Below are 19,206 nucleotides of genomic sequence, written 5' to 3' on the forward strand. Positions count from 1 at the left end.
TAGCTTATCAGCTGAGCGAAAAGCTCAATCTGGCGCGCGTAGAGGCGATATGAGTGCCCGTCAACTGTCTGATTTGACAGTCAAAGTGGATGCATCGCTTCACCGTAAAATTGGTTCAATACGTCGCACTTATTTATTGGCTAATCAGATTGGCCAGCGACCCTCAATTCGATTTCGTTCCACCGGCGGCAGTTTTCGACACGCATCCAGCGCAATGAAACGGCGCCGATCCTCAGTACCAAACGGCAAGTGTCGGACGCGCTAAGCGATCCTCCGGATGCCATATTGCGGCGCCTTGTTAACTTAAGTCGATGGAGGATCGAATGTCCGCTTATGACAGATTGCTCAGGGTTCTCGAATGACCGATACTGGGGCGCTTTGCAGACAGGCAAAAATTGGGCCGGTTGCTGTCTGGCAGCTCTTGTTCAAGAACTGTGCAATGCTACCGTCCGGCAATCGACTCTCGACTGTCTTTACCGCTTCGAATTCCGTCCGTTTCGCGCTGGACTGTCGCGCGCGAGGTGCGATCATGGCGGCCACGCCGCCAACGCACCGGCCACGCTGCCAACGCACGTGGCGGGGTGTCTCTGCTAATCGATGAGAACGAAGGCGCGCCGGGCTAGACCACCGGCGGTTTAAGCAAGCTAGCGCGCCAGGGTCGCTTAAATTATCGATGCTGCCAACTTGTGCCGGACGCGGCGTGCAAGTCCATGAGTTGGCGTGGACGGGAGCAGATGATGGATGGAAGCAACACAAGCGTTCCACGCCTGACCGACCAGGTCAGCGCGGCCATGCTTCACAATGCCGGACTGTTCCTCAAGAAGGCGGCGGAGGAGGTCGCAGCTCATGGCGACGGCTCTAACGCGGCCTTCGATATCGACCGTGCGACGCTCGTCACCGTCCTCATGCAGATAGCCGTCGAGCTTTCGGCGACGGCCCTGGTCCTCAAGCATGAGGGGTTCGTCGGCGTGACGAAGCCCAAGGACCTGCCAGCGACGGATGCCGAAGCGAAGGCACTCTGGGAGGAGGGCAAGATCCGAACCATCAACTTCGAGCAGATCAAGCCTAAGGCGGCCAAATACCTTGGGGATGAGGCATTCTGGCTTAATGTCGATTTCCTGCAGCGCACCCGGAACAAGCTCGTGCACTTCCACGCGCCGATCATCGAGGGGGATCGGTTCGACCTCAAGTATGACGCCGTGCAGGTCCTCCTGCAGATCATCGCGGCGCTCCAGCAGACGGAGGAACATGAGTTCGCGTTCGGCGCGATGAACCTGCTCGGGCTGGAGCTCTTTAACAGGCTTGTGCGAACCGAGCACTATCAGGAACAGGCGGCGGCGCGTGCGCGGGAGATCGATCCCAATCCACACCAGTGCGGCTGCTGCGGGGCGGAGGCCTATCTAAGGGACGAGGACACCTGTCTCACCTGTGGCTACTCCAGCGAGGAGACGTTCCTGCAGTGTCCGGAATGCCGCGAGCGCGCTGTATTCTACGATCATCTCAACCTCGACGCCAATCCATGGCTCAAGGCACAATGCGGTCAGTGCGAGTGGGAGGGTCTCGCGGCAAGGTGTCCACACTGCGAAGTCGACTACCTGATCGAGGGCCACGCCTCGCCGATCTGTCCCCATTGCGAAGACTACTGAGCGCGCCCAGCAGTCCTGAGCCTGCCATATCAATTCTCGTTCAGGCCGAAGGCCGAACGTGTGTGGAGCCGGAGCTTCCAGGTTGCCTCGAGACGGACGACTTCATCCTGATCCAAATCTGGAGAAACCCGTTGCAGGATCGAGAAGCGGAAGGTCGAGGGGTCTCGACCTCGCAGGCGCTTGTTGCCCCCGTGGCCGCTCGCAGCATAGCTCGTCCACCGGCCAAGCAAGTTGGTGCTGCCATAAGCCGAGCCGACGTAGGATCTTCCGTCTCGCTCGTCCCAGATGAGGTAGATCCCACGCCACTGCTCCAGAGCCGCCTTCATGCGGGTCGGCAGGACCTGCAACTCGGCCCAGCCGTAGTCCAGCTGCTCCCAGGGCGGGAGCTCGCCCGCGAATGCGCTGTCCTCGCGGATCGCGAGTACCGGTAGCGGTGTCTCGTTGGCCCTGCGTCCCCACGAGCGATGCGGCGGCCACTCGATGATGAGCTTGCCGCGCCAGTCCTCGTAGTTCGGAAGCCGCCGTAGATCGAAGTGGAGTCTCTCTTCCCGCCTCTCCGCCTCGGTCCAGCCTGGATTTCCGAGCCCATGAAGCTCGATCTGTTCGGGAATCGCCCAGAATTGTTCTCTGGTGATCGGCTTGGCATCTGCGATGGCGTATAGCGCGACGAAGACCGCCTTGCCGGGCTCATACTCGATGAAGGATGCGAGATGACCTCCCAGCCGCTTGGCGAACGAAAGCTCCATCTGGGGTCCCTGATAGGACTGATAGGCCTCGAACAGGTCCAGCTTTGCGCCTGCGAGCAGCGGCAGCATTCTGCGGAACCTTGGCTCAATCGGCCGATGCCGCAGGACGAATGTGCGCTTCGGATCAATAGCCGCCGCTCTCAGCAAGTCGTTCAGTTCCATAAATCCCCGCTAATCCGCCGAAGGAATGTGGCTCAGCTAGCCCTAGCCATTGTTGATAGACGGACATAGCTACCATAGATATCGGTCATGGACGCGCTCCACATCATCGACACGCTGTACGTGAACCGGATAGTCTGGATACGTTCGCTCGTGGAGAGCGAGCTTGGCCCCTCGCAGCGCATGGCGGAGGATCTGGCCATGCTAGCGGTCGGAGGCGGGACCAAGTTCGAGGAGGTTTCCGTAGAGGGCCGCGACATGCTTCTCAGCCTACTCGGCGCGCTGGCCGACCGCGCGTCCGAGGGGCTGCGCCCGATCCTGCATTTCGATTGCCACGGATCTGCCGAGGACGGGCTTGCCCTAGCGAATGGTGAAGCCCTTGGATGGGACGAGCTTGCCGAGGCCCTCCGCGAGATAAACGTGGCTACCGGCAATAACCTGGTCTGCGTCTTCGCCACATGCTTTGGCCTGCACCTCGGCAAGACGCTCACATTGAGCCGACCGACGCCCTGGTATTTGATGATCGCGCCCGAGGGGGAGGTCACCCTTGAGACGCTCCAGGGCAAGACCCGTCGCTTCTATGAGGCTGTCAAAGCATCAGGTAACATCACGCAGGCGCATGCCGAGACATTCTCGCCCGAACTACAGCTCTTCAACTGCCAGGGTCTGTTCGCTCGCTCGCTGGCGCGCTACGTCGCGACGAACGGAAGTGCTAAGGCAGTGGCCCAACGTTCGGAAGTCTTGGTCACGCGCTCGCTCGCACATCGGGGCATCTCGGGAAACCGTCACGAACTTCGCAAGGAGAGGCGGCGCATCAAGGCCGCGCTGAAGCCCAGCCAGGCCTTGATCGATCAATTTGCGACATCCTTCCTGATTGGCAAAAAACCAGGATTTGGTCTCACTGAGCTTCGGCGGCTGGCCGAAGCCGAGCGGCGACGGACCTAGGCGACCTTAGCTCACGTCCTCTCCATCACGAAAAGAACATCATCGCGTCAGATAGGCTCTCGGCTAGGCAAGCCCCGACCATGGAAGCTGCGGCGCGATCGAACTGCAGCTAGCCACCCATTATCGGCCGTTCAATCGCCGGATGTCTTATAGAATGCGGATCGTCCGCTTACAGGTCTAAGCGATCGGCACGGGAACGGCCGAAATTGGGGCGCATTACAGACCGGCAGGTCACGCATGGCCAAGCAAAACCTGTAGGCCAACCGCCCCCGAGCTCCAAAATTTTCTCATTTCAGCCTGAAAAATGTGGCTTGGCGGGTGCTGCTTGCGATAAGCAGAACATCACGTCAATGTCCGCCGAACAGCTCAGTGGCGGGTCCCCTCAGCCTGCTTGGCTCGCTCATAATTGTCGGCCGCCGCGCGCAGTATCGTGGGTATCTCGCTGGCCATTCCGGATTCCTCGAGGGTGCGCAAGGACGCTTCAAGAAGCCCGCTCGACAGCCTCTTCAGACTGACATTCTCGCCAAGCGCGACGCGTGCGGCATCCCTGATCGCGTTCTGCTTCTCCAGCGTGACATGCACGTCTACCAAGCGTTTTTGTTTTGATGTCACCGCAAGCCCTTTTCAATTCAGATCGATCGCTGCTTTATCATTCCCCATCGACCAGTTTCCATAGATCGTACCGCACGCATTTCTGAAACAACCCGAGTCGAAATCGAGCCGTTTTCTTTTTTCCTGTCCTTTCGCAGTGGATTTGCTCGGCTTCGTTCACGTCATTCAATTGGCCGTTGATGGTCGAGCATATCCTCCTCCTGGCTACTCGCGCGCTCCTGCTGCACCTTTTCCTCGATATCGTCATCGGCCGAGACATCTTCATGCTCGCTGGACAACAATGACGCCGGGGTCTTCGCCTTGGTTTGAGGGGAAGCTGACGCCGAGACACCACGCGCGATTTCCAGCGGGCTGCCGCTATCGAAGCGCAGACGGTAGATTGGTTCGGGCAGGCCGAAGCCCCGCTCTTCCAACGTTATTTTGACCGCGCGGATGGCTGCGCTGCGAGCCTTGAACCAGTCGGTTTCGGTCTGATCGATCCAGCCCAGGAACCGCAGCATGATGTTGCTGTCGCCAACCTCCTCGAGCCGTCCGCCCGGCGCTGGGTCGTTCAGCACGAACGGCAATGCATGAAGGCGCTCGATGCCGACCTTCAAGGCTTCGCCTGGATCGTCGTCGGCATCGACGCCCAGCAGGAAATCGAAACGCCGCTCGGGATTGCGCGAGTAGTTCAGGATTTCGGCCATGAAGACCGTGCTGTTGGGAATGCGCAGATGGTTGCCGTCCAGCGTCATCAATATGGTGGCGCGGCTGGTGAGGCGAATCACCCTGCCCTCGCGGTCGCCGATCACCACATGATCGTTGGCGCGAAAAGGCTGGCGAATTGAAAGCATCAGCGAGCTGACATAATTGTCGACCGTGTCCTTGACCGCGAAGCCGATGGCAAGGCCGACCACACCCGCCGATCCCAGAATCGCGCCGAGTAAGGTAGTCGCGCCTAGCAGGTCGAGCGCGATAACGAGACCCATCAGTATGACCAAGAGCCTGGCGGTGGTGGCCATCAAATCGCCCAAGAAGGCATTGGGAGATATGCGGCGCCACAAGGACGTGGCCCGCGCCAGCGCGCTCCCGGCCAGCCAGAACAAAATCAGGATGACCAACGCAATGGCTAGCAGCGGCAGCATCTGGACGATCTGCTGAAGCCGCTTGTTCAGCCGACCCATCACCGGGGCCAGATTTTGCGACACATCGCCATCGCGTTTCAGATTATTCTGCACCGCGACCACGCCGTCGACGCGCAGCGCGATCTGGCGGGCACGATCGATATCGCCGGGTTCGGTAACCGAACCGGACAGTGTAACCACACCCGAATCGACCGTGACCCGCGTTGGCTCCAGCCCGCCCAGCTCGCGGTAGATTCCGCGTAGCCGTTCCGCGATGACGCTGTCCGTATCCGCCGCATCGGTCGTGGAAATGGCGGCGGTGCTTTCGGCAAGGTCCCCCACCGCTTCGGCCGAGCTGTCACCGCTCCCGCCAAGACCGGGCAGGCTCTGCGACGAAAGCGGCATGCCCAGCAGTCCCACGATAAGCGCGACGGCAGTGAGGATCGACTTCATGGTCTGGCGTTTCCGGTCATGGTTCAGAAGGCATGTGGCGTCACCGCCTGCACCGTCACCTCATGGCCGCCTGCAGTCTCCACGGCAATCTTGCTCCGCGCGGTCAAGAGCAATGGGCGAACGCCTCAACCAGGAAATCCTGGCCGAGCTTCAGACCATCAGGATCGACACTGTGCGCCAGCCCATGCGATTGAACGGTAACCGGCACGCCGAGGCGCCGCAGCTCGCCTTCTGCACTGTGGAGCGCCGCGATCGGAACCACCGGGTCGGCTGTGCCATGGACCAGTAGCACGGGAGGCTTGGGGAAGTCATTATGCGCAAGCTTTGGCGTGGCCGTCAGCATCCCTGAGTAGCCGACAATGGCGGCAACCGGTCGCGGTCGACGAAGCCCCACATGCAGCGCCATCATCGTGCCTTGGCTAAATCCGACCAGTGCCAGATCCGCCTCAGTCAATCCGTATTGCTTCAGCTTGCGGTCGATAAGGGCGTCAATCGCCGGCGCGGCCGAAGCAGCGCCTGCGGCAAGCGCGGATGGCGAAAAGCCTGACAGATCCCACCATTGGTAACCTGGTCCGATCATGCCGCATCGCTGCGGTGCGTGAGGCGCCAGAAACAACGCATCGGGAAGCGCGTCCTGCCAATGCGGTGCGAGCCCGATCATGTCAGTGCCGCTCGATCCAAAACCATGCAGAAGCAATATGATCTGCTTGGGCGGAGCACCGGACCGAGGCTTCAGGCTGGCGCCATTGACGATCTTGGACAAAGGGCTTTCTCTCGCATCGGTTAAGCGCCACTTGTTCGTGGCCGCCGAGGACTTCTGCCGCTATCGTGGCCCAATGTCATTCGCAAAGCTCGATCATTTGATCGGCAAGAAATTTTTTGTCCTGCCGATCATCAATCTGTGCCAACTTACGCGGCAGAGCCAGTTCGCGGTCGCACGGCTGTTTTGGTTCATTGCCGCTTGCGATGGCTTCTATCATGCAAAAGCGCTGATCGGCTCCCTCATCTGGGGCGGCATCAGCGTGATCATGATGGTGTCCGCCGGCAGGCGGGCTGACAGCCCGACCGCCAGCTTCATGTTCTTCCGCCTGCTGGCGGTGCTGATGCTGATAATCGACCTGATCAGGGGGGCTGCCCCCAAAGAGTGGGCTGGGATTGAGTTCTGGATTTTTGTCCTGCCGGCCGAATATGCGGCGAATATCCGCACGATCCCGCCAACGATCACGACCAAGTCAACGCGTCAGGTGTCAAAGGCAAATTGAATTCTACCCATTCGACGCCGACGTTCTGATGAGGCGGTTGCGCCACATATTGATCTGTAGTTCGCGACCATACCCTATAAGACAGCGGCGTTTCGGCAGCGATCACCTTCGCGGCCAACAAATGCCCGCAAAGTTTAAGCGGCAGGCTTGCGACCCAAGCCCAAATCCTTCGCCATCTGGGAGCGACTTTCGGAATAGGCCTTGGTGATCATCGGATAATCGGCGCGCAACTCGAACCGTTCGCGGTAGTCCTCCGGCGTCATATCATGCGATGAGGACAGGTGGCGTTTCAGCGTCTTGCCCGACCATCCGCACTCCAGGCATCTAATCTTATTACGGGTTAGCGCGTCCTTCACCGGAACCGCCGGCTCGGCGCTTGCCTCAATTTCGACTGTGCGGTCGATGCCGGACAGGCTGTTGTGAACGCTCGAGATCAAAGGAGCGAGATCATTGACCGCAACGCTGTTGTTGCTGACATGCGCTGCAACAATGTCGGCGGTGAGTTCGAGCAAGCTTGTCATTGGCTGGTTTCCTGTAAGACGAATTGCGGCGATAGCGGCCAAAGCAGAAACCTAATATGACTTTCTGTCTGATCGCCCGGTCCAAAAGGTAGATGCGGAATCCAGCCTTAGGAATTGATGATCGCGCATCGATGCGTTCCCCAATATCGCTGCCAGACTGCAGCCCAATGATCCCGCACCATCGCCCAGGACAGATCGCCGCCGCGGGGAGACATGCACCACGCCCCAATCCGGTCGCCACCAGCGCCGCCAGTCGAGCGACAGAGCATCGTCGGGCCCACGACCAGCACATGGCCGTAGGAGGATCGCCCGACCTGCTTTCCCACCAGATTGGCCAGCGCGTCCCTTGCCGCCACAGGATCGGCGTCAGGGCATGGATGGCCCGGCCTGCAGCTGCCATCCATCTCGCGCGCCGCAATGCCTGCCAAGCGAATGCGAGGGCCTTCCTCGCACCATATCTGCCCGTCTCCGTCCCAGACGTGCGTGGGAGTGAAGTTGAAGGCCTGTCCGTCGGGAATGATCGGAACAGCGCTCGCGAGCATCAGTGCGAGGATCATAAGCTGCTAACTATGCCCCAGATCAACGCGGCAGAAAAGACAACGGCTACGATGCCGACTGTCCATTCGACGACAGGCTGCGGCTTATCGTTTCGCTTCGTTCCCCATTCGCGCATTCTCATTCCCCCCCTTGCGACACTAGCCTAAACGCCGCGCTCGACAATTTCCATCCGGCTGTCATCAAAGGGCTTGGCCAGCCCCGTGGCAGCCTCGTAATCGCCGGTCAGCCAGGTGTCGTGATCGGCAGCATCCAGGAGCACCGGCATCGCCTTGGGATGAACCGCTCCCACGATCCTGTTCGCTTCGGTAGTCAGGAACGCCATGCGCGGACCGTCCTCGGTCGGCCGCCATATCCCGGCAAATGCGAACAGCGGCGTGTCGGTCCTTCCGAACCAGACCTTTTGCTTTGCGCCCTTCTCGCCTTCCCACTCGCAAAAGGCCGTGACAGGCACGAGGCACCGCCGCTCCGGCGTGTTCAGCATCGATCGCCAGAAAGGGCTTGAGAGATTACGTACATTGGTCACCGGGCGGCTGGCCTTGGCAGGCGGCGGAACGCCCCACAGGATCGTGTCCAGGGCCAGTGCGCCATCTATCTGCCGAAGAACCGGTGCCTCGCGGTTGGGATGGATGGCATCGAAGCTGGCGAGGTTGCTTCGATCGCCTTCGAACGGCCCAAACACTTTCGCCATTTCGGCAACGGTCGAGGTCATACGGTAGAGATTGCACATCCCGCAACCATGACGCGCGCCGCTGACACTGCCAAGGACGATCTAGCCGCGGCCCTTGTCCCCGCCCCAGTTGCGCTCGTTCCGCTCATCGGTTCCCTTCCGCCCCAGCCGCTTGCGAGCATCGCGCTCAAACTCGGTGACCGCCGATTGGTCTCGCCTCATGCGCAGCTGCAGGTAGATTCCGTTTAGCGCCGCGTTGAGGCTGGTCCAGCGGTCATTCGGCCTTGCCAGTTCCAGAGCCTGCCAGAACGCATCAAACGGCCAGCGATCGCATTGCCGCCGGCCTACAAGATAGCCCAGCGCCAACCGGATGCCATAGGTTCGACGAACCGGTTCATCGTGCGATCGGGCGGCTGCATCCTCCAGGACGTTCAGCGCAATGCGTATCAGCTGGCTGTCGGTAACGTAGCTCACGGCTTCCTGCGCACCGCCCAAACCAGCGATGAGATAGCGGTGAGCAAAGCAGCGATGGCCAGCGTCATTGCGGCGTTGAGAACGATCATCGGTCCACCTCCTGATTCGTGAGGCGGCTATATGTTCACATTTTGTTCCCTGTAGGAAAGCGCTAATCCGATGGGTTTCGGATCGGTCGTCGAAAGAGCCGCGCTGCCAAGCGGCGAGCGCGGCTCCCGATCCACTATTCGCCAGGCGCGACGGCTGGTATGTCTGCGGTCGTTTCCACGGCCACTTCCATCGGAGCAGCAGGCGCGGCCACCGCCATCGGGGCGGGTGCAGCCGCCGCTATCGCCAGCTCCACGTCTTCGTCGACAAATCCGTTGACCGCTCCGCCCCCAATATCTTCATCGCTCCGGAAGTGCAGGTTCCGTTTTAGTCGCGGTTGGTGGCTATCGCTGGCGCGACGGGCTAGAGAAGCGGCGTCATGACAACACACACTCAGATCAAAGCGAGCACTCAAGGAAGCGGATCAAAGCTTCTGCTGGTTCATGGGCTGGGGGGCAATGGCAGATCATGGTCGCCGATCGTGCCGCTTCTGGCCGGACAAAGGGAAGTCTTCACGATCGACTTGCCCGGCCATGGCGACACGGCAGCGCGCGCCGATAGCGGCACCTTCGCTGGCCTGGCCGACGACTTGCAGGAATATATCGAGCAAAACGGACTCACCTCCATCGATGTTGCGGGCTTCTCGCTAGGCGGGCGCTTGGTGCTGGAGATGGCGCGGCGCGGCTGCGTCGGAAATGTCGTCGCACTCAATCCGGGTGGCTTCTGGCGCGGCTGGGAGCGGACATATTTCAAATGGACGCTGACCGCTTCGCAAAAGCTCCTGCACGCGCTGAGGGGCCAACTGGGAACGCTGAGCGGGTCGCCGGTTTCGCGGACGGCCCTGCTCGCTCAGCTTTCGGCGCGGCCCTGGGCTCTCGACAAGGCCATGGTGGAAAGGGAACTTGTGGCGTTCGCCGAAACGCGAACGGTCGTCCCCTTGATCAAGGATCTGGCGAGCGGCCCGGCACAGTCCGGCCCGGCGTCACTGCAGGCCGGGCGCGTCGCCATCGCCTGGGGTGACAAGGATCGCTTGTGCCTCTTGCGCCAAGCGCCCCGTGCCCGCGCCGCATTCCCTCAGACCGCGTTCCACTGGATCGAAGGCAGTGGCCATTATTCGATTTGGGACAGACCGCGCGACGTCGCGGACATCATACTCGAAGGGACCGGGTCTGATTAAGTCTGCATATGGGCCGACAGCGGACTGTCCGCTTCCAGCGCGAGAGCACCGTACAGCGGACATTCTGTTCCAGACGCCAAAAGCGGTCGATCAGCCCGATTCCGCACGAATGGCAGCCTGATGATGGGCTAGCCGCACGCTCGAATAGCATCGGCACCCAGACGTCAGCGACGCGGACGGTCGTCAGATCACTCATGGCAACGCCTCCTCAGCGCTGCCTTTGAATCACATAACCACACCCATGGGAATCCTTTTAATAGGTCCTAAGCCTAGGTGTCGATAAAGCAGCGTGGCAGCCACAGGATAGTCGATCCCCAGCGTTTCCGCCGCGGGGCGCAGCACATTGTATCGGCGGTCATTGAGTTCATCGAGACGCCCCACTACCAGTGCCGCCGCGCGAGGCAGGCTGTTCCAGCCGATCAGAAAATCAAGCGCCAGCAAGGCGTCAGGATGATTGGCTGCAAGGTTCAGGGCCTGCTGTTCCGTCTCGAAATCATCAAAATCGGGCAATTCCTTCAGTCAGACGCGGAGGACATTGGGATCGAGCCATTGCTCGAAAATATCCCGGCGCTGCGCCTGTGCATCTAGGTTTCTACCAAGCTTTTCGAATGCCTGCAGGCGTAGAGTGGCAAGTTCGCGGTCATTGTAGGCGCTGTCGGCCGGCGCGTCGAGCCACTGGAGCGCCTCCTCGGCACGGCCATGGGCGATCAATCGTTCGGCAACCCGCGCATTGAGTAAGGCATTGCTGCGCTTAGGATCAACCGTGGCAATGAAAGCGTCGACATCATCATCGAGATCGGCGAGCCTTGGTAGCAGCCAATTGACACTGTAATCATAGCGACGTCATTGATCGCCCGACAGCGCAGCTTGGCGCTCCAGCAGCAATGTCCGCATTGCGGCGCGGCCTTCCTTTCCAAGCGCAGGCGAGGCTGCTTCAGGCAGATCATCAAGGGTGCCGTAGCCATCTGCCTCGATGAGCGAGAGAATTTTGGCGGCTAGAATGGCCGGTTCCTGATCTCCTGACCGTGAACACAGGGCTCCAAGATCCTGTCCGCCTTGACGAAAAACATCTCCCAGCGATCCGCTGCTGTCGTCCGCCCGTTCATAAACGGGTTCGGCGACGGAGAGGAACAGCTGCATCTGCTCGATGGCGAGAGATGACTGTTGCTCTGTCAGTGGCCCTATGATGGCCTGTCGAAGCTGATCCAGTTCGCGTGCCAATGGCGAGACGTTCTGCCAGTCGATAAAACTGCGCGAACGCTTGATAGTTTTCAGTCGCTTGCCAATCTCGTGGGCCAGCGATGAGACATCCGTTTTTGCCGCTAACGCCATCCGAATGGTTTGGGCGAACAGCGGATCACCTTTTGCCTGACCTTGCATGAGCTCGGCGATCCGATCCGAGCCGAGCGCGACCAAGCTCTCGGCCGCGAGCTTTTTTCATCCACAGGTTTTTTCCATCCTGCCATGGCTGTCATCTTGCCTGAGCAAGCGCCTCAACCAGGAAGTCGCGGCCGAGTTGGAGGCCAACGGCATCGACGTTGTGGCCCAGCCCATCTGATAGGTGAGTGGTAACCGGCACACCGAGGCGCTTCAGTTCGGTCTCTGCGCTCTGGAGCGCGGCGACGGGGACTACCGGGTCGGCGGTCCCATGGACCAGCAGCACTGGAGGCTTGACGAAGTCCTTGTGTTCAAGCTCGGTTGTTGCCGTCAGCATCCCGGAATACCCAACGATCCCGGAAACCGGTCGCGATCGGCGCAGGCCGACATGCAGCGCCATCATCGTCCCTTGGCTGAACCCGACGAGCGCCAGGTCGGCGTCAGTCAGTCCATACTGTTCCAGCTTGCGATCGATAAACGTGGTGACTGCCGGCGCTGCCGAAGCCGTGCCCGCGGCAAGCGCGGAAGAATTGAGCTCTGATAGCGCCCACCATTGATAGCCTGCGCTCATCGTCCCGCACCGCTGCGGCGCAGGCGGGGCCAGAAAAAGGGCATCGGGCAGCGCATCCTGCCAATGCGGAGCGAGCGCAATAAGGTCGGAGCCACTCGATCCATAACCGTGCAAGAGAATGACGATCTGCTTGGGGGCCAATCCGGAACGGGGCTGCAGACTTGCGCCATTGACGATCTTGGACAACGGATGTTTTCTCGCATCAGGGAAGGCCACATGCCCGTGGCGGTCGGAACTTCCTCAGGTTAGGGGTAGCTACACTCATTAGAGAGAATGCTGTGGACAACGGAGATTCATGAAGGAAGATTGGCTAATGTTGAGCCGACAGCTTCCGGTCGGCTTCGGTGACCGCAGCCGCGGAAAAAGTCAATGTGCTGGCTCAACGGGATTACCGCTAATTTAAGGTCGTGCACCGCTGGCGGTACGGCAAATAATGCTTCATCTCAGTACCATGGATCAGAACAAGGCAACTCAACCCACCGGCACCAACTGCAAGCACCTCCCTACCGAAACGCTTGCAGCGATCTGGGAAGCGCGTAAAAGGCGCTGCACCTATACCGGCGATCTCATCGCCTTCAGTGATCTCGATGTCGATCACTTCGTGCCAATCATCATTTTACCGGCTGAACTAGCTCGACTGAAGCGCGAAAAAAATCATTGCCGACGAATTCAAGCCGAATCATATCATGCTGATAACACCCAACTTCTTTTTCCGTCAGATTCTAAGCCTACGGACAATTCGGGCCTGTGTTATGAGTGATCCCTACTGTTAATCTTTCGAAGATGATTTATAAAAGCTGCCAAAGCCGGGCGCTGTCGGCGGCGGTTAGGGTAAAAGAAGTAATAACCTGGAAAGGTTGTAGTCGACTCTGAAAGTACCGAAACGAGTTTGCCGCAACGGATGTAAGGCTCTACCTCATCGGCGAAGAGGTACGCCAGACCCTGTCCACGAAGAGCAGCGGACAATATAAGATTACTGTCGTTGAAGACCAGATTACCTTGAACTTTGACTTGAAACGACCGACCCTCTTCCACAAAAGGCCACGGATGTAGCCCTCCTGTCGCCATCCTGTGGCCGATACATTGGTGTCGGGCGAGGTCGCGGGGCGACGTAGGCACTGGGTGCCTCGCGAAGTACTCAGGAGTTCCTACGACTGCCGTGAAGATCTCCGGGCTTATCCGGATTGCCACCATGTCTCGGTCTACTCGCTCCCCGAGCCGGACCCCGGCATCATATCCGGCAGCAACAACGTCAGCAATTGCGTCATCGGCACATAATTCCAGCGTGATATCGGGAAAGTCGGAAAGGAACTCATTGAGGGTTGGCAAAAGCACTTTGTCTAGGGCGTGCTTGACTGCCGTGATGCGGATCACACCACTCGGCGTGGAGCGCATGGCGAGAAGTTCATCTATCGCGGTATCGATATCGCCCAGTGCGGGTTGGAGCCTATGGAGTAATTGCTCCCCTGCCTCCGTGACAGCTACGCTTCTGGTCGTCCGGTTCAGCAGACCGATGCCGAGCCTTTCTTCCAGTGTTTTGATCGAGTGGCTAACAGCGGAGGGCGATAGGTTAAGGCCAATCGCAGCCCGAGTGAAACTCTTTTCCTTCGCGACTGCCGCAAAAGCGATCAGGGCACCTAGGTCGCCGCGCTCCATTGCTGCACTCCATTCATAAGACCATCCCGTATACCCCCACTATTCGAACAGTCGAACCCTTGCTAGCCTGACCTACGTAAACGGTGATCTCGTCCGAATATTTATCTTGAAATAAACGAGAGCCATCGATCGCGGTAGTTACCGCTCACCCGGAGAAGGAGCCTAGGGCCGTGCAAATAGTCGTTAATAATCAGATGTTTGAGGGCGAGTGGGATGTGCGCATGTCCCTTCTCGATCTTTTGAGGGATCAACTGCAGCTAACCGGGACAAAAAAAGGCTGTAACCAAGGGGCCTGCGGCGCGTGCACTGTTCTCGTTGACGGCGAACGCATCAACGCATGCTTAGCATTAGCAGTGCAGTATGACGGTCGCTCGGTAACAACGATTGAAGGTATCGGTACAAAGGACTCCCTCCATCAACTGCAGAGCGCCTTCTTAGAGCACGACGGCTTCCAATGCGGCTATTGCACGCCAGGGCAAGTATGCTCAGCCATCGCAATGGCCTCGGAGTTCGAGCGAGGTATGCCCAGCGTGGTCACATCCAATTTGACAACGGGAGCGGCAGCGCTCGACAGCGAGGAGGTTCGGGAGAGGATGAGCGGCAACCTGTGTCGCTGCGGAGCTTATAATGGGATAGTGGCCGCCATCGTGCAAACCTACGGGAGCGATTCAGAATGAAGCCGTTCCGATATGAACGTGCGCCCGATACGCAAGGCGCGATAAAGCTTTCAAGGACCTCTCAGGCTGCGCGTTACATCGGCGGCGGCACGAATCTCGTCGATTTAATGCGCGAGGGCGTCGAGCGACCGGATTTGCTCGTAGACGTGACCAAGCTTTCCGGCGGCATCCGTGTGAGAGACGATGCAAGCGTCCGCATTGGGGCCGAGATGAGCAACACCGCTCTCGCGAACCATCCGACGATACGAAAACATTATCCGATGCTGTCGCGCGCCATACTTGCCGGTGCCTCTGCACAAATCCGGAACATGGCCACGGTCGGCGGCAATCTTCTGCAGCGGACCCGATGCGCCTACTTCTACGATTTAGCCGCGCGCTGCAATAAGCGTGCTCCGGGCGAAGGATGCGACGCGGTCGGTGGCTTTGACCGCAACCATGCCATTCTAGGCGCTTCTCCAAAGTGCATCGCGACCCACCCGTCTGACATGTGCGTAGCACTGGCGGCGCTCGACGCGGTGGTGCATGTGGAAGGTCAGGACGGTGCTCGCGCCATCACCTTTGCCGACTTCCACCGTCTACCGGGCGATAGTCCTGATGTGGAGACCGACTTGCAGCCGGGCGAACTCGTTACGGCCATCGAATTGCCTGCCGCTCGCCAGCGCGCACAGTCCAGCTATCGCAAGGTACGCGACCGGGCAAGTTATGCCTTTGCGCTCGTGTCGGTGGCGGCATCGCTCGAGATTAAGGACGGCCTGATTGGGGACGTCCGCATCGCGCTAGGCGGTGTGGCTCACAAGCCTTGGCGTGCAATCGTCGCGGAAAACGAGTTGCGTGGTCAGCTCGCGACGGAAGACGCATTCCGACATGCGGTAGAACTCGAGTTGGCTAAAGCAGAGCCCCTGCCTGGAAACGGTTTTAAGGTCGCACTGGTGAGCAATGTCATCGTTGCATCAATGCTGGATCTGGTTGCTAAATCGGGAGAAAAAACATGAGCATCATTCAGAAAGCGACTGAGGTCGCCGCAAAGCTGATGCCTGATAAGCAAGTCGACCCACTGATTGACGGGCCCGGCGAGGCAGGTTCGGCCGTTGGTCAAGCGGTGTCGCGCCTCGATGGTCCTATCAAGGTAGCCGGCGAGGCGCGCTTCGCGGCCGAAGTGGCTATCGAGGGGCTTACCTATGCCGCATTGGTATGCAGCACGATCCCCCGCGGACGGGTAGTGTCGATCGACGCAGACGAAGCTCGTTCCGCGCCCGGCGTCATTCTGGTAATGACCCACGAGAATGCACCAGAGATGGCTTCGCCGCCTCAGATGTTCACCGATCCGCACGGTGCGACCACGAGCGATCTTCCTATAATGCAGAACGCCGAAATCCATTGGAACGGCGAGCCGGTTGCGCTCGTCTTGGGTGAGACGCAAGAGCAGGCCGATTATGGGGCGTCGCTAATCGGCGTGGAATACGAACAGAACGACGCAGATCTCGATTTCGAGGCGATGTTTTCCGGAGCTGAGGCACCAGACGCCATTCTGGGTGAGCCGGCAAGCGTGTCCATGGGGCACGCCGAAGATGCTCTCGGCGAGGCGGCCCACGTGGTCGACGAGGTGTACACTACGCCGCGGCTGTATCATGCGGCCATCGAGCCACACGCCGCGACGATCGTGTGGAACGGTGCAGGCGATCTTCTAGTCCACGATTCGTTGCAGACGATCGCGGATGCGAAATCTGCTTATGCAAAAGTCTTTGGGCTGAAGGAGAAGAACGTCCGGGTGTTGTCGCCGTTCGTCGGCGGTGGCTTTGGGAGCAAGTACGTCTGGAGCCATCAACTCTTGGCGATCGCGGCCGCCAAGCTGGCCGAAAGGCCCGTCCGTATCGTGTTGAGCCGCGAGGAGGTCTTTCGCGTTACAGGAGGGCGCACTTTGACCAAACAGCGCGTGGCTTTGGGCGCGAAGGCGGACGGAACGTTGGCATCGTTGATCCACACGGGAACAACCGCGATGACCCGCTACAACGAATTTCCGGAGCAATTTACCTTCTCTACACGCCACATGTACGCCGCCGCCGCGCTGTTCATCGCGCAGGAGGTTGTCCGGCTCGACATGGTCGCCAACACATCGATGCGCGCGCCTGGCGAAGCGGTAGGCACCTTCGCACTGGAATCCGCCTTGGACGAGCTAGCTATAGCGATGGCCGTGGATCCAATCGAGCTGCGCCGCCGCATGGAGCCCGAACGCGATCCTACCAAAGACACGCCTTTTTCCAGCCGCAACCTTTTACAGGCCTACGAGGACGGGGCGACGCGGTTTGGTTGGAAGGGGCGCGACTCGTCCTCCGAAAGCAGGCGCGACGGGGAATGGCTGATCGGCCAAGGCGTCGCTAGCGCCTATTACCCCTATTACAGAATGCCCGGCTGCGCGGCCCGCATCGAGCTGACGGTGGATGGACGCGCTGTGGTGCAATCTTCTGTCCACGAGATGGGAATGGGCACGGCCACCGTACAGGCGCAGCATGCCGCCGACCGGCTCGGGCTTCCGATCGACCTAGTGACCTTCCAATATGGCGACAGTGATCTGCCCGCGGGCACTATTGCCGGCGGTTCGTCGCAGTCAGCTACGGTCATCGGTGCAGTCATGGCGGCTCACGAGGCGCTTCTGAAGAAGTTGCTGAAGCTTGTTGGCAGCGGCTCCGCGCTCAAAGGCGCGAAGCACGACGAGGTGATGTCCCGGAATGGCGGCCTCTGCCGGATCGACGCCCCCGATCAGTGCGAGAGCTACGTGTCTCTACTCGAAGGCGCCGGAGAGAAGTCGATCGCAGCCGAGGCGAGTGGGTCGATGCCGCTCGAGATCATGAAGTATTCAATGCACTCATACGGTGCGCAGTTCTGCGAAGCGCGGGTCAACTCCATTACCGGCGAGGTACGTATTTCGCGCTGGTTGGGGTCGTTCGATACGGGGCGGATCCTCAATCCAAAGACGGCGGCCAGCCAATTTCGCGGCGCGATCGTTATGGGACTGGGCTTGGCACTTACAGAGGAGGCTCTTTTCGATAAACGAACGGGCCGCTTCATGAATCCGAGCCTTGCCGAGTATCACGTGCCCGTGCACTTGGACGTGCCGGAAATCGATGTGATCTGGACCGATATCCCGGATCCGCTCTCCCCGATGGGCGTGCATGGCATTGGCGAGATCGGCGTGACAGGCGTAGGGGCTGCGGTCGCAAACGCGGTCCACGACGCCTGCGGCGTGCGCATTCGCAACCTTCCGATCACGCTCGACAAGGTGCTGGCGGGATTGAGCGCGCAGACGTGAGCATTCCGTCCGCCAACATGATCGGGCCGTCTTACCCGGTTTAATCTCCGGGTCCACGGCCCCCTCGGCCTTGTACGCGCAACCAGACGAACCTTTCGGTGATAGAGCTTAACTAGAACCTTCCTCAAGGATATGAACATGGATCTCACCTCATTCCGCACCCTTGGCCGATCTGGCCTAGTCGTTAGCCCTTTTGCTCTTGGAACAATGACGTTCGGAGCCGGGCGCTGGGGTGCCGAGGAGAATGGCGCGCACGCGATCCTTGATGCTTATGTGGAGGCGGGCGGCAACTTCATAGATACGGCAGACGTCTACGGAGGCGGGGTGAGCGAGGAAATGCTTGGACGCTACGTCGCCGACCGATCGTTGCGTGACAAGCTGGTCATAGCAACGAAGTTCACCTGGAATCTGGATCAGGGCAATCCGAACGCCGGCGGTAACGGCCGCAAAAATATATATCGAGCAGTTGATGCGTCGTTGCGGCGTCTCGGCACAGATTACGTCGACCTTTACTGGTCGCATTTCTGGGACATGACGACCCCGGCCGACGAGATGCTTGAGACATTGGTCGGCCTCGTCCGCGCAGGCAAGATCCGATACTATGCGCTGTCCGACGTCCCCGCCTGGTACGCGACAAAGATCGTGGTGATGGCCGCCGAACGCGGCCTGCCTGGGCCTATCGCCATTCAGTCGGAATATTCGCTGGTTGAGCGGACCCCAGAGCACGAACATGTGCAAATGGTGCGCGAACTCGGTTTGGGGCTCGTGCCTTGGAGTCCGCTTGCGGGAGGTTTCCTGACCGGCAAGTACGAGCGTGACGACAAACGAGAAGGCGACGGTCGCCTGAATGGCGACAATCCACTCGGAGGCAGCAAATTCACGGACCGCAACTGGAGCATTCTCGACGCGCTGAAGGAGGTCGCGAAAGAGGCCGACGTCCCGCCCGCCAGAGTTGCGCTCGCCTGGACGATAAACCGGCCGGGGGTCGACGCGCTGCTACTGGGAGCCAGCCGACCCGAACAGGTAACCGAGAATTCGGCGGCGCTCGACTTTGTCCTGACCGACGACCAACGCGCCGCGCTGGACAAGGCAAGCGCGCTGGAGCCCGCTTTTCCATATCTGGGCTTTACCGACAGCGTGAAGTCGAGCATTTTTGGTGGGACATCCGTCTCCAGCTGGTCACCGGGCCAAGCGGGATGATGTCTGGA

The 19,206-nt window shown here is 59.7% G+C and carries 19 protein-coding genes and 1 pseudogene; 9 read left to right on the plus strand and 11 right to left on the minus strand.

The features are described from left to right. The first annotated feature begins 734 nt into the window (after nucleotides 1–734). Nucleotides 735–1,646, plus strand: coding sequence for a hypothetical protein (locus tag ACOQPC_RS14885; RefSeq protein WP_420606491.1), 912 nt, complete (start codon nucleotides 735–737; stop codon nucleotides 1,644–1,646). Between the two features lie 29 nt (nucleotides 1,647–1,675). On the opposite strand, the gene ACOQPC_RS14890 is transcribed toward ACOQPC_RS14885, so the two are convergent. Beyond that, a complete protein-coding gene (locus ACOQPC_RS14890) occupies nucleotides 1,676–2,554 on the minus strand; it encodes a GIY-YIG nuclease family protein (RefSeq protein WP_420606492.1) in 879 nt (292 codons plus the stop codon). Nucleotides 2,555–2,641: 87 nt separating this feature from the next. Between ACOQPC_RS14890 and ACOQPC_RS14895 the strand changes: the two genes are divergently transcribed. Further along, the gene (locus ACOQPC_RS14895; protein ID WP_420606493.1) at nucleotides 2,642–3,496 is read left to right on the plus strand and encodes a hypothetical protein; all 855 of its coding nucleotides are present in this window, start codon (nucleotides 2,642–2,644) and stop codon (nucleotides 3,494–3,496) included. A gap of 366 nt (nucleotides 3,497–3,862) precedes the next feature. Here ACOQPC_RS14895 and ACOQPC_RS14900 read toward each other — a convergent pair whose 3' ends face one another. The 3 genes from ACOQPC_RS14900 to ACOQPC_RS14910 all read right to left on the minus strand — a co-directional run bounded on the left by ACOQPC_RS14900 (nucleotide 3,863) and on the right by ACOQPC_RS14910 (nucleotide 6,427). After that, nucleotides 3,863–4,087, minus strand: a complete 225-nt coding sequence (locus ACOQPC_RS14900) for a hypothetical protein (protein ID WP_420606494.1) — start codon at nucleotides 4,085–4,087, stop codon at nucleotides 3,863–3,865. Nucleotides 4,088–4,269: 182 nt separating this feature from the next. After that, nucleotides 4,270–5,664, minus strand: a complete 1,395-nt coding sequence (locus tag ACOQPC_RS14905; RefSeq protein ID WP_420606495.1) for a mechanosensitive ion channel domain-containing protein — start codon at nucleotides 5,662–5,664, stop codon at nucleotides 4,270–4,272. 103 nt (nucleotides 5,665–5,767) lie between these two features. Then, a complete protein-coding gene (locus tag ACOQPC_RS14910) occupies nucleotides 5,768–6,427 on the minus strand; it encodes an alpha/beta hydrolase (RefSeq protein WP_420606496.1) in 660 nt (219 codons plus the stop codon). Between ACOQPC_RS14910 and ACOQPC_RS14915 the strand changes: the two genes are divergently transcribed. Then, entirely contained in the window at nucleotides 6,411–6,926 is a 516-nt protein-coding gene (locus ACOQPC_RS14915) for a hypothetical protein (protein WP_420606497.1), read from the plus strand. The genes ACOQPC_RS14910 and ACOQPC_RS14915 overlap by 17 nt on opposite strands. Before the next feature lie 134 nt (nucleotides 6,927–7,060). Here ACOQPC_RS14915 and ACOQPC_RS14920 read toward each other — a convergent pair whose 3' ends face one another. The 4 genes from ACOQPC_RS14920 to ACOQPC_RS14935 all read right to left on the minus strand — a co-directional run bounded on the left by ACOQPC_RS14920 (nucleotide 7,061) and on the right by ACOQPC_RS14935 (nucleotide 9,146). Beyond that, on the minus strand, nucleotides 7,061–7,447 hold the full coding sequence (locus ACOQPC_RS14920; protein WP_420608161.1) for a MucR family transcriptional regulator: 387 nt from the start codon (nucleotides 7,445–7,447) through the stop codon (nucleotides 7,061–7,063). A 107-nt stretch (nucleotides 7,448–7,554) separates the two neighbouring features. Next, the gene (locus ACOQPC_RS14925; RefSeq protein WP_420606498.1) at nucleotides 7,555–8,004 is read right to left on the minus strand and encodes a thermonuclease family protein; all 450 of its coding nucleotides are present in this window, start codon (nucleotides 8,002–8,004) and stop codon (nucleotides 7,555–7,557) included. A 143-nt stretch (nucleotides 8,005–8,147) separates the two neighbouring features. Further along, nucleotides 8,148–8,693, minus strand: a complete 546-nt coding sequence (locus ACOQPC_RS14930) for an SOS response-associated peptidase (protein WP_420606499.1) — start codon at nucleotides 8,691–8,693, stop codon at nucleotides 8,148–8,150. Nucleotides 8,694–8,774: 81 nt separating this feature from the next. Continuing rightward, nucleotides 8,775–9,146, minus strand: coding sequence for a hypothetical protein (locus ACOQPC_RS14935; RefSeq protein WP_420606500.1), 372 nt, complete (start codon nucleotides 9,144–9,146; stop codon nucleotides 8,775–8,777). 466 nt (nucleotides 9,147–9,612) lie between these two features. Here ACOQPC_RS14935 and ACOQPC_RS14940 point away from each other — a divergent pair, with 466 nt between their 5' ends. Next, nucleotides 9,613–10,410: an alpha/beta fold hydrolase gene (locus tag ACOQPC_RS14940; RefSeq protein WP_420606501.1), complete on the plus strand. Its 798-nt coding sequence runs from the start codon at nucleotides 9,613–9,615 to the stop codon at nucleotides 10,408–10,410. Nucleotides 10,411–10,635: 225 nt separating this feature from the next. On the opposite strand, the pseudogene ACOQPC_RS14945 reads toward ACOQPC_RS14940, so the two are convergent. Next, nucleotides 10,636–11,790, minus strand: a pseudogene (locus tag ACOQPC_RS14945) (DUF6880 family protein). 91 nt (nucleotides 11,791–11,881) lie between these two features. Next, complete coding sequence (locus ACOQPC_RS14950; protein WP_420606502.1) at nucleotides 11,882–12,544, minus strand: alpha/beta hydrolase; 663 nt, start codon at nucleotides 12,542–12,544, stop codon at nucleotides 11,882–11,884. Between the two features lie 247 nt (nucleotides 12,545–12,791). On the opposite strand from ACOQPC_RS14950, the gene ACOQPC_RS14955 reads away from it, so the two are divergent. Next, a complete protein-coding gene (locus ACOQPC_RS14955; RefSeq protein ID WP_420606503.1) occupies nucleotides 12,792–13,118 on the plus strand; it encodes a hypothetical protein in 327 nt (108 codons plus the stop codon). Here ACOQPC_RS14955 and ACOQPC_RS14960 read toward each other — a convergent pair. After that, nucleotides 13,109–14,014: a LysR family transcriptional regulator gene (locus tag ACOQPC_RS14960; RefSeq protein WP_420606504.1), complete on the minus strand. Its 906-nt coding sequence runs from the start codon at nucleotides 14,012–14,014 to the stop codon at nucleotides 13,109–13,111. The genes ACOQPC_RS14955 and ACOQPC_RS14960 overlap by 10 nt on opposite strands. Nucleotides 14,015–14,184: 170 nt before the next feature. Between ACOQPC_RS14960 and ACOQPC_RS14965 the strand changes: the two genes are divergently transcribed. From ACOQPC_RS14965 to ACOQPC_RS14980, 4 genes are all read left to right on the plus strand, one after another. Then, nucleotides 14,185–14,691, plus strand: coding sequence for a 2Fe-2S iron-sulfur cluster-binding protein (locus ACOQPC_RS14965; RefSeq protein WP_420606505.1), 507 nt, complete (start codon nucleotides 14,185–14,187; stop codon nucleotides 14,689–14,691). Then, nucleotides 14,688–15,683, plus strand: coding sequence for an FAD binding domain-containing protein (locus ACOQPC_RS14970; RefSeq protein WP_420606506.1), 996 nt, complete (start codon nucleotides 14,688–14,690; stop codon nucleotides 15,681–15,683). The genes ACOQPC_RS14965 and ACOQPC_RS14970 overlap by 4 nt, the downstream gene beginning before the upstream one ends. After that, nucleotides 15,680–17,998: a xanthine dehydrogenase family protein molybdopterin-binding subunit gene (locus ACOQPC_RS14975; RefSeq protein WP_420606507.1), complete on the plus strand. Its 2,319-nt coding sequence runs from the start codon at nucleotides 15,680–15,682 to the stop codon at nucleotides 17,996–17,998. Before ACOQPC_RS14970 ends, ACOQPC_RS14975 begins: the two co-directional genes overlap by 4 nt. A 138-nt stretch (nucleotides 17,999–18,136) precedes the next feature. Further along, entirely contained in the window at nucleotides 18,137–19,198 is a 1,062-nt protein-coding gene (locus ACOQPC_RS14980) for an aldo/keto reductase (RefSeq protein WP_420606508.1), read from the plus strand. Nucleotides 19,199–19,206 lie beyond the last annotated feature (8 nt).

The organism is Novosphingopyxis sp. (genome assembly GCF_965218915.1).
In the GTDB taxonomy this organism is placed as follows: Bacteria; Pseudomonadota; Alphaproteobacteria; order Sphingomonadales; family Sphingomonadaceae; genus Novosphingopyxis.

Excerpts from the sequence above, each read along its gene's own strand:
- ACOQPC_RS14885 (WP_420606491.1), top strand. The coding sequence starts at position 735 with ATGATGGATGGAAGCAACACAAGCGTTCCACGCCTGACCGACCAGGTC.
- ACOQPC_RS14890 (WP_420606492.1), bottom strand. The coding sequence starts at position 2,554 with ATGGAACTGAACGACTTGCTGAGAGCGGCGGCTATTGATCCGAAGCGC.
- ACOQPC_RS14895 (WP_420606493.1), top strand. The coding sequence starts at position 2,642 with ATGGACGCGCTCCACATCATCGACACGCTGTACGTGAACCGGATAGTC.
- ACOQPC_RS14905 (WP_420606495.1), bottom strand. The coding sequence starts at position 5,664 with ATGAAGTCGATCCTCACTGCCGTCGCGCTTATCGTGGGACTGCTGGGC.
- ACOQPC_RS14920 (WP_420608161.1), bottom strand. The coding sequence starts at position 7,447 with ATGACAAGCTTGCTCGAACTCACCGCCGACATTGTTGCAGCGCATGTC.
- ACOQPC_RS14925 (WP_420606498.1), bottom strand. The coding sequence starts at position 8,004 with ATGATCCTCGCACTGATGCTCGCGAGCGCTGTTCCGATCATTCCCGAC.
- ACOQPC_RS14930 (WP_420606499.1), bottom strand. The coding sequence starts at position 8,693 with ATGGCGAAAGTGTTTGGGCCGTTCGAAGGCGATCGAAGCAACCTCGCC.
- ACOQPC_RS14940 (WP_420606501.1), top strand. The coding sequence starts at position 9,613 with ATGACAACACACACTCAGATCAAAGCGAGCACTCAAGGAAGCGGATCA.
- ACOQPC_RS14955 (WP_420606503.1), top strand. The coding sequence starts at position 12,792 with ATGCTTCATCTCAGTACCATGGATCAGAACAAGGCAACTCAACCCACC.
- ACOQPC_RS14960 (WP_420606504.1), bottom strand. The coding sequence starts at position 14,014 with ATGGAGCGCGGCGACCTAGGTGCCCTGATCGCTTTTGCGGCAGTCGCG.
- ACOQPC_RS14970 (WP_420606506.1), top strand. The coding sequence starts at position 14,688 with ATGAAGCCGTTCCGATATGAACGTGCGCCCGATACGCAAGGCGCGATA.
- ACOQPC_RS14975 (WP_420606507.1), top strand. The coding sequence starts at position 15,680 with ATGAGCATCATTCAGAAAGCGACTGAGGTCGCCGCAAAGCTGATGCCT.
- ACOQPC_RS14980 (WP_420606508.1), top strand. The coding sequence starts at position 18,137 with ATGGATCTCACCTCATTCCGCACCCTTGGCCGATCTGGCCTAGTCGTT.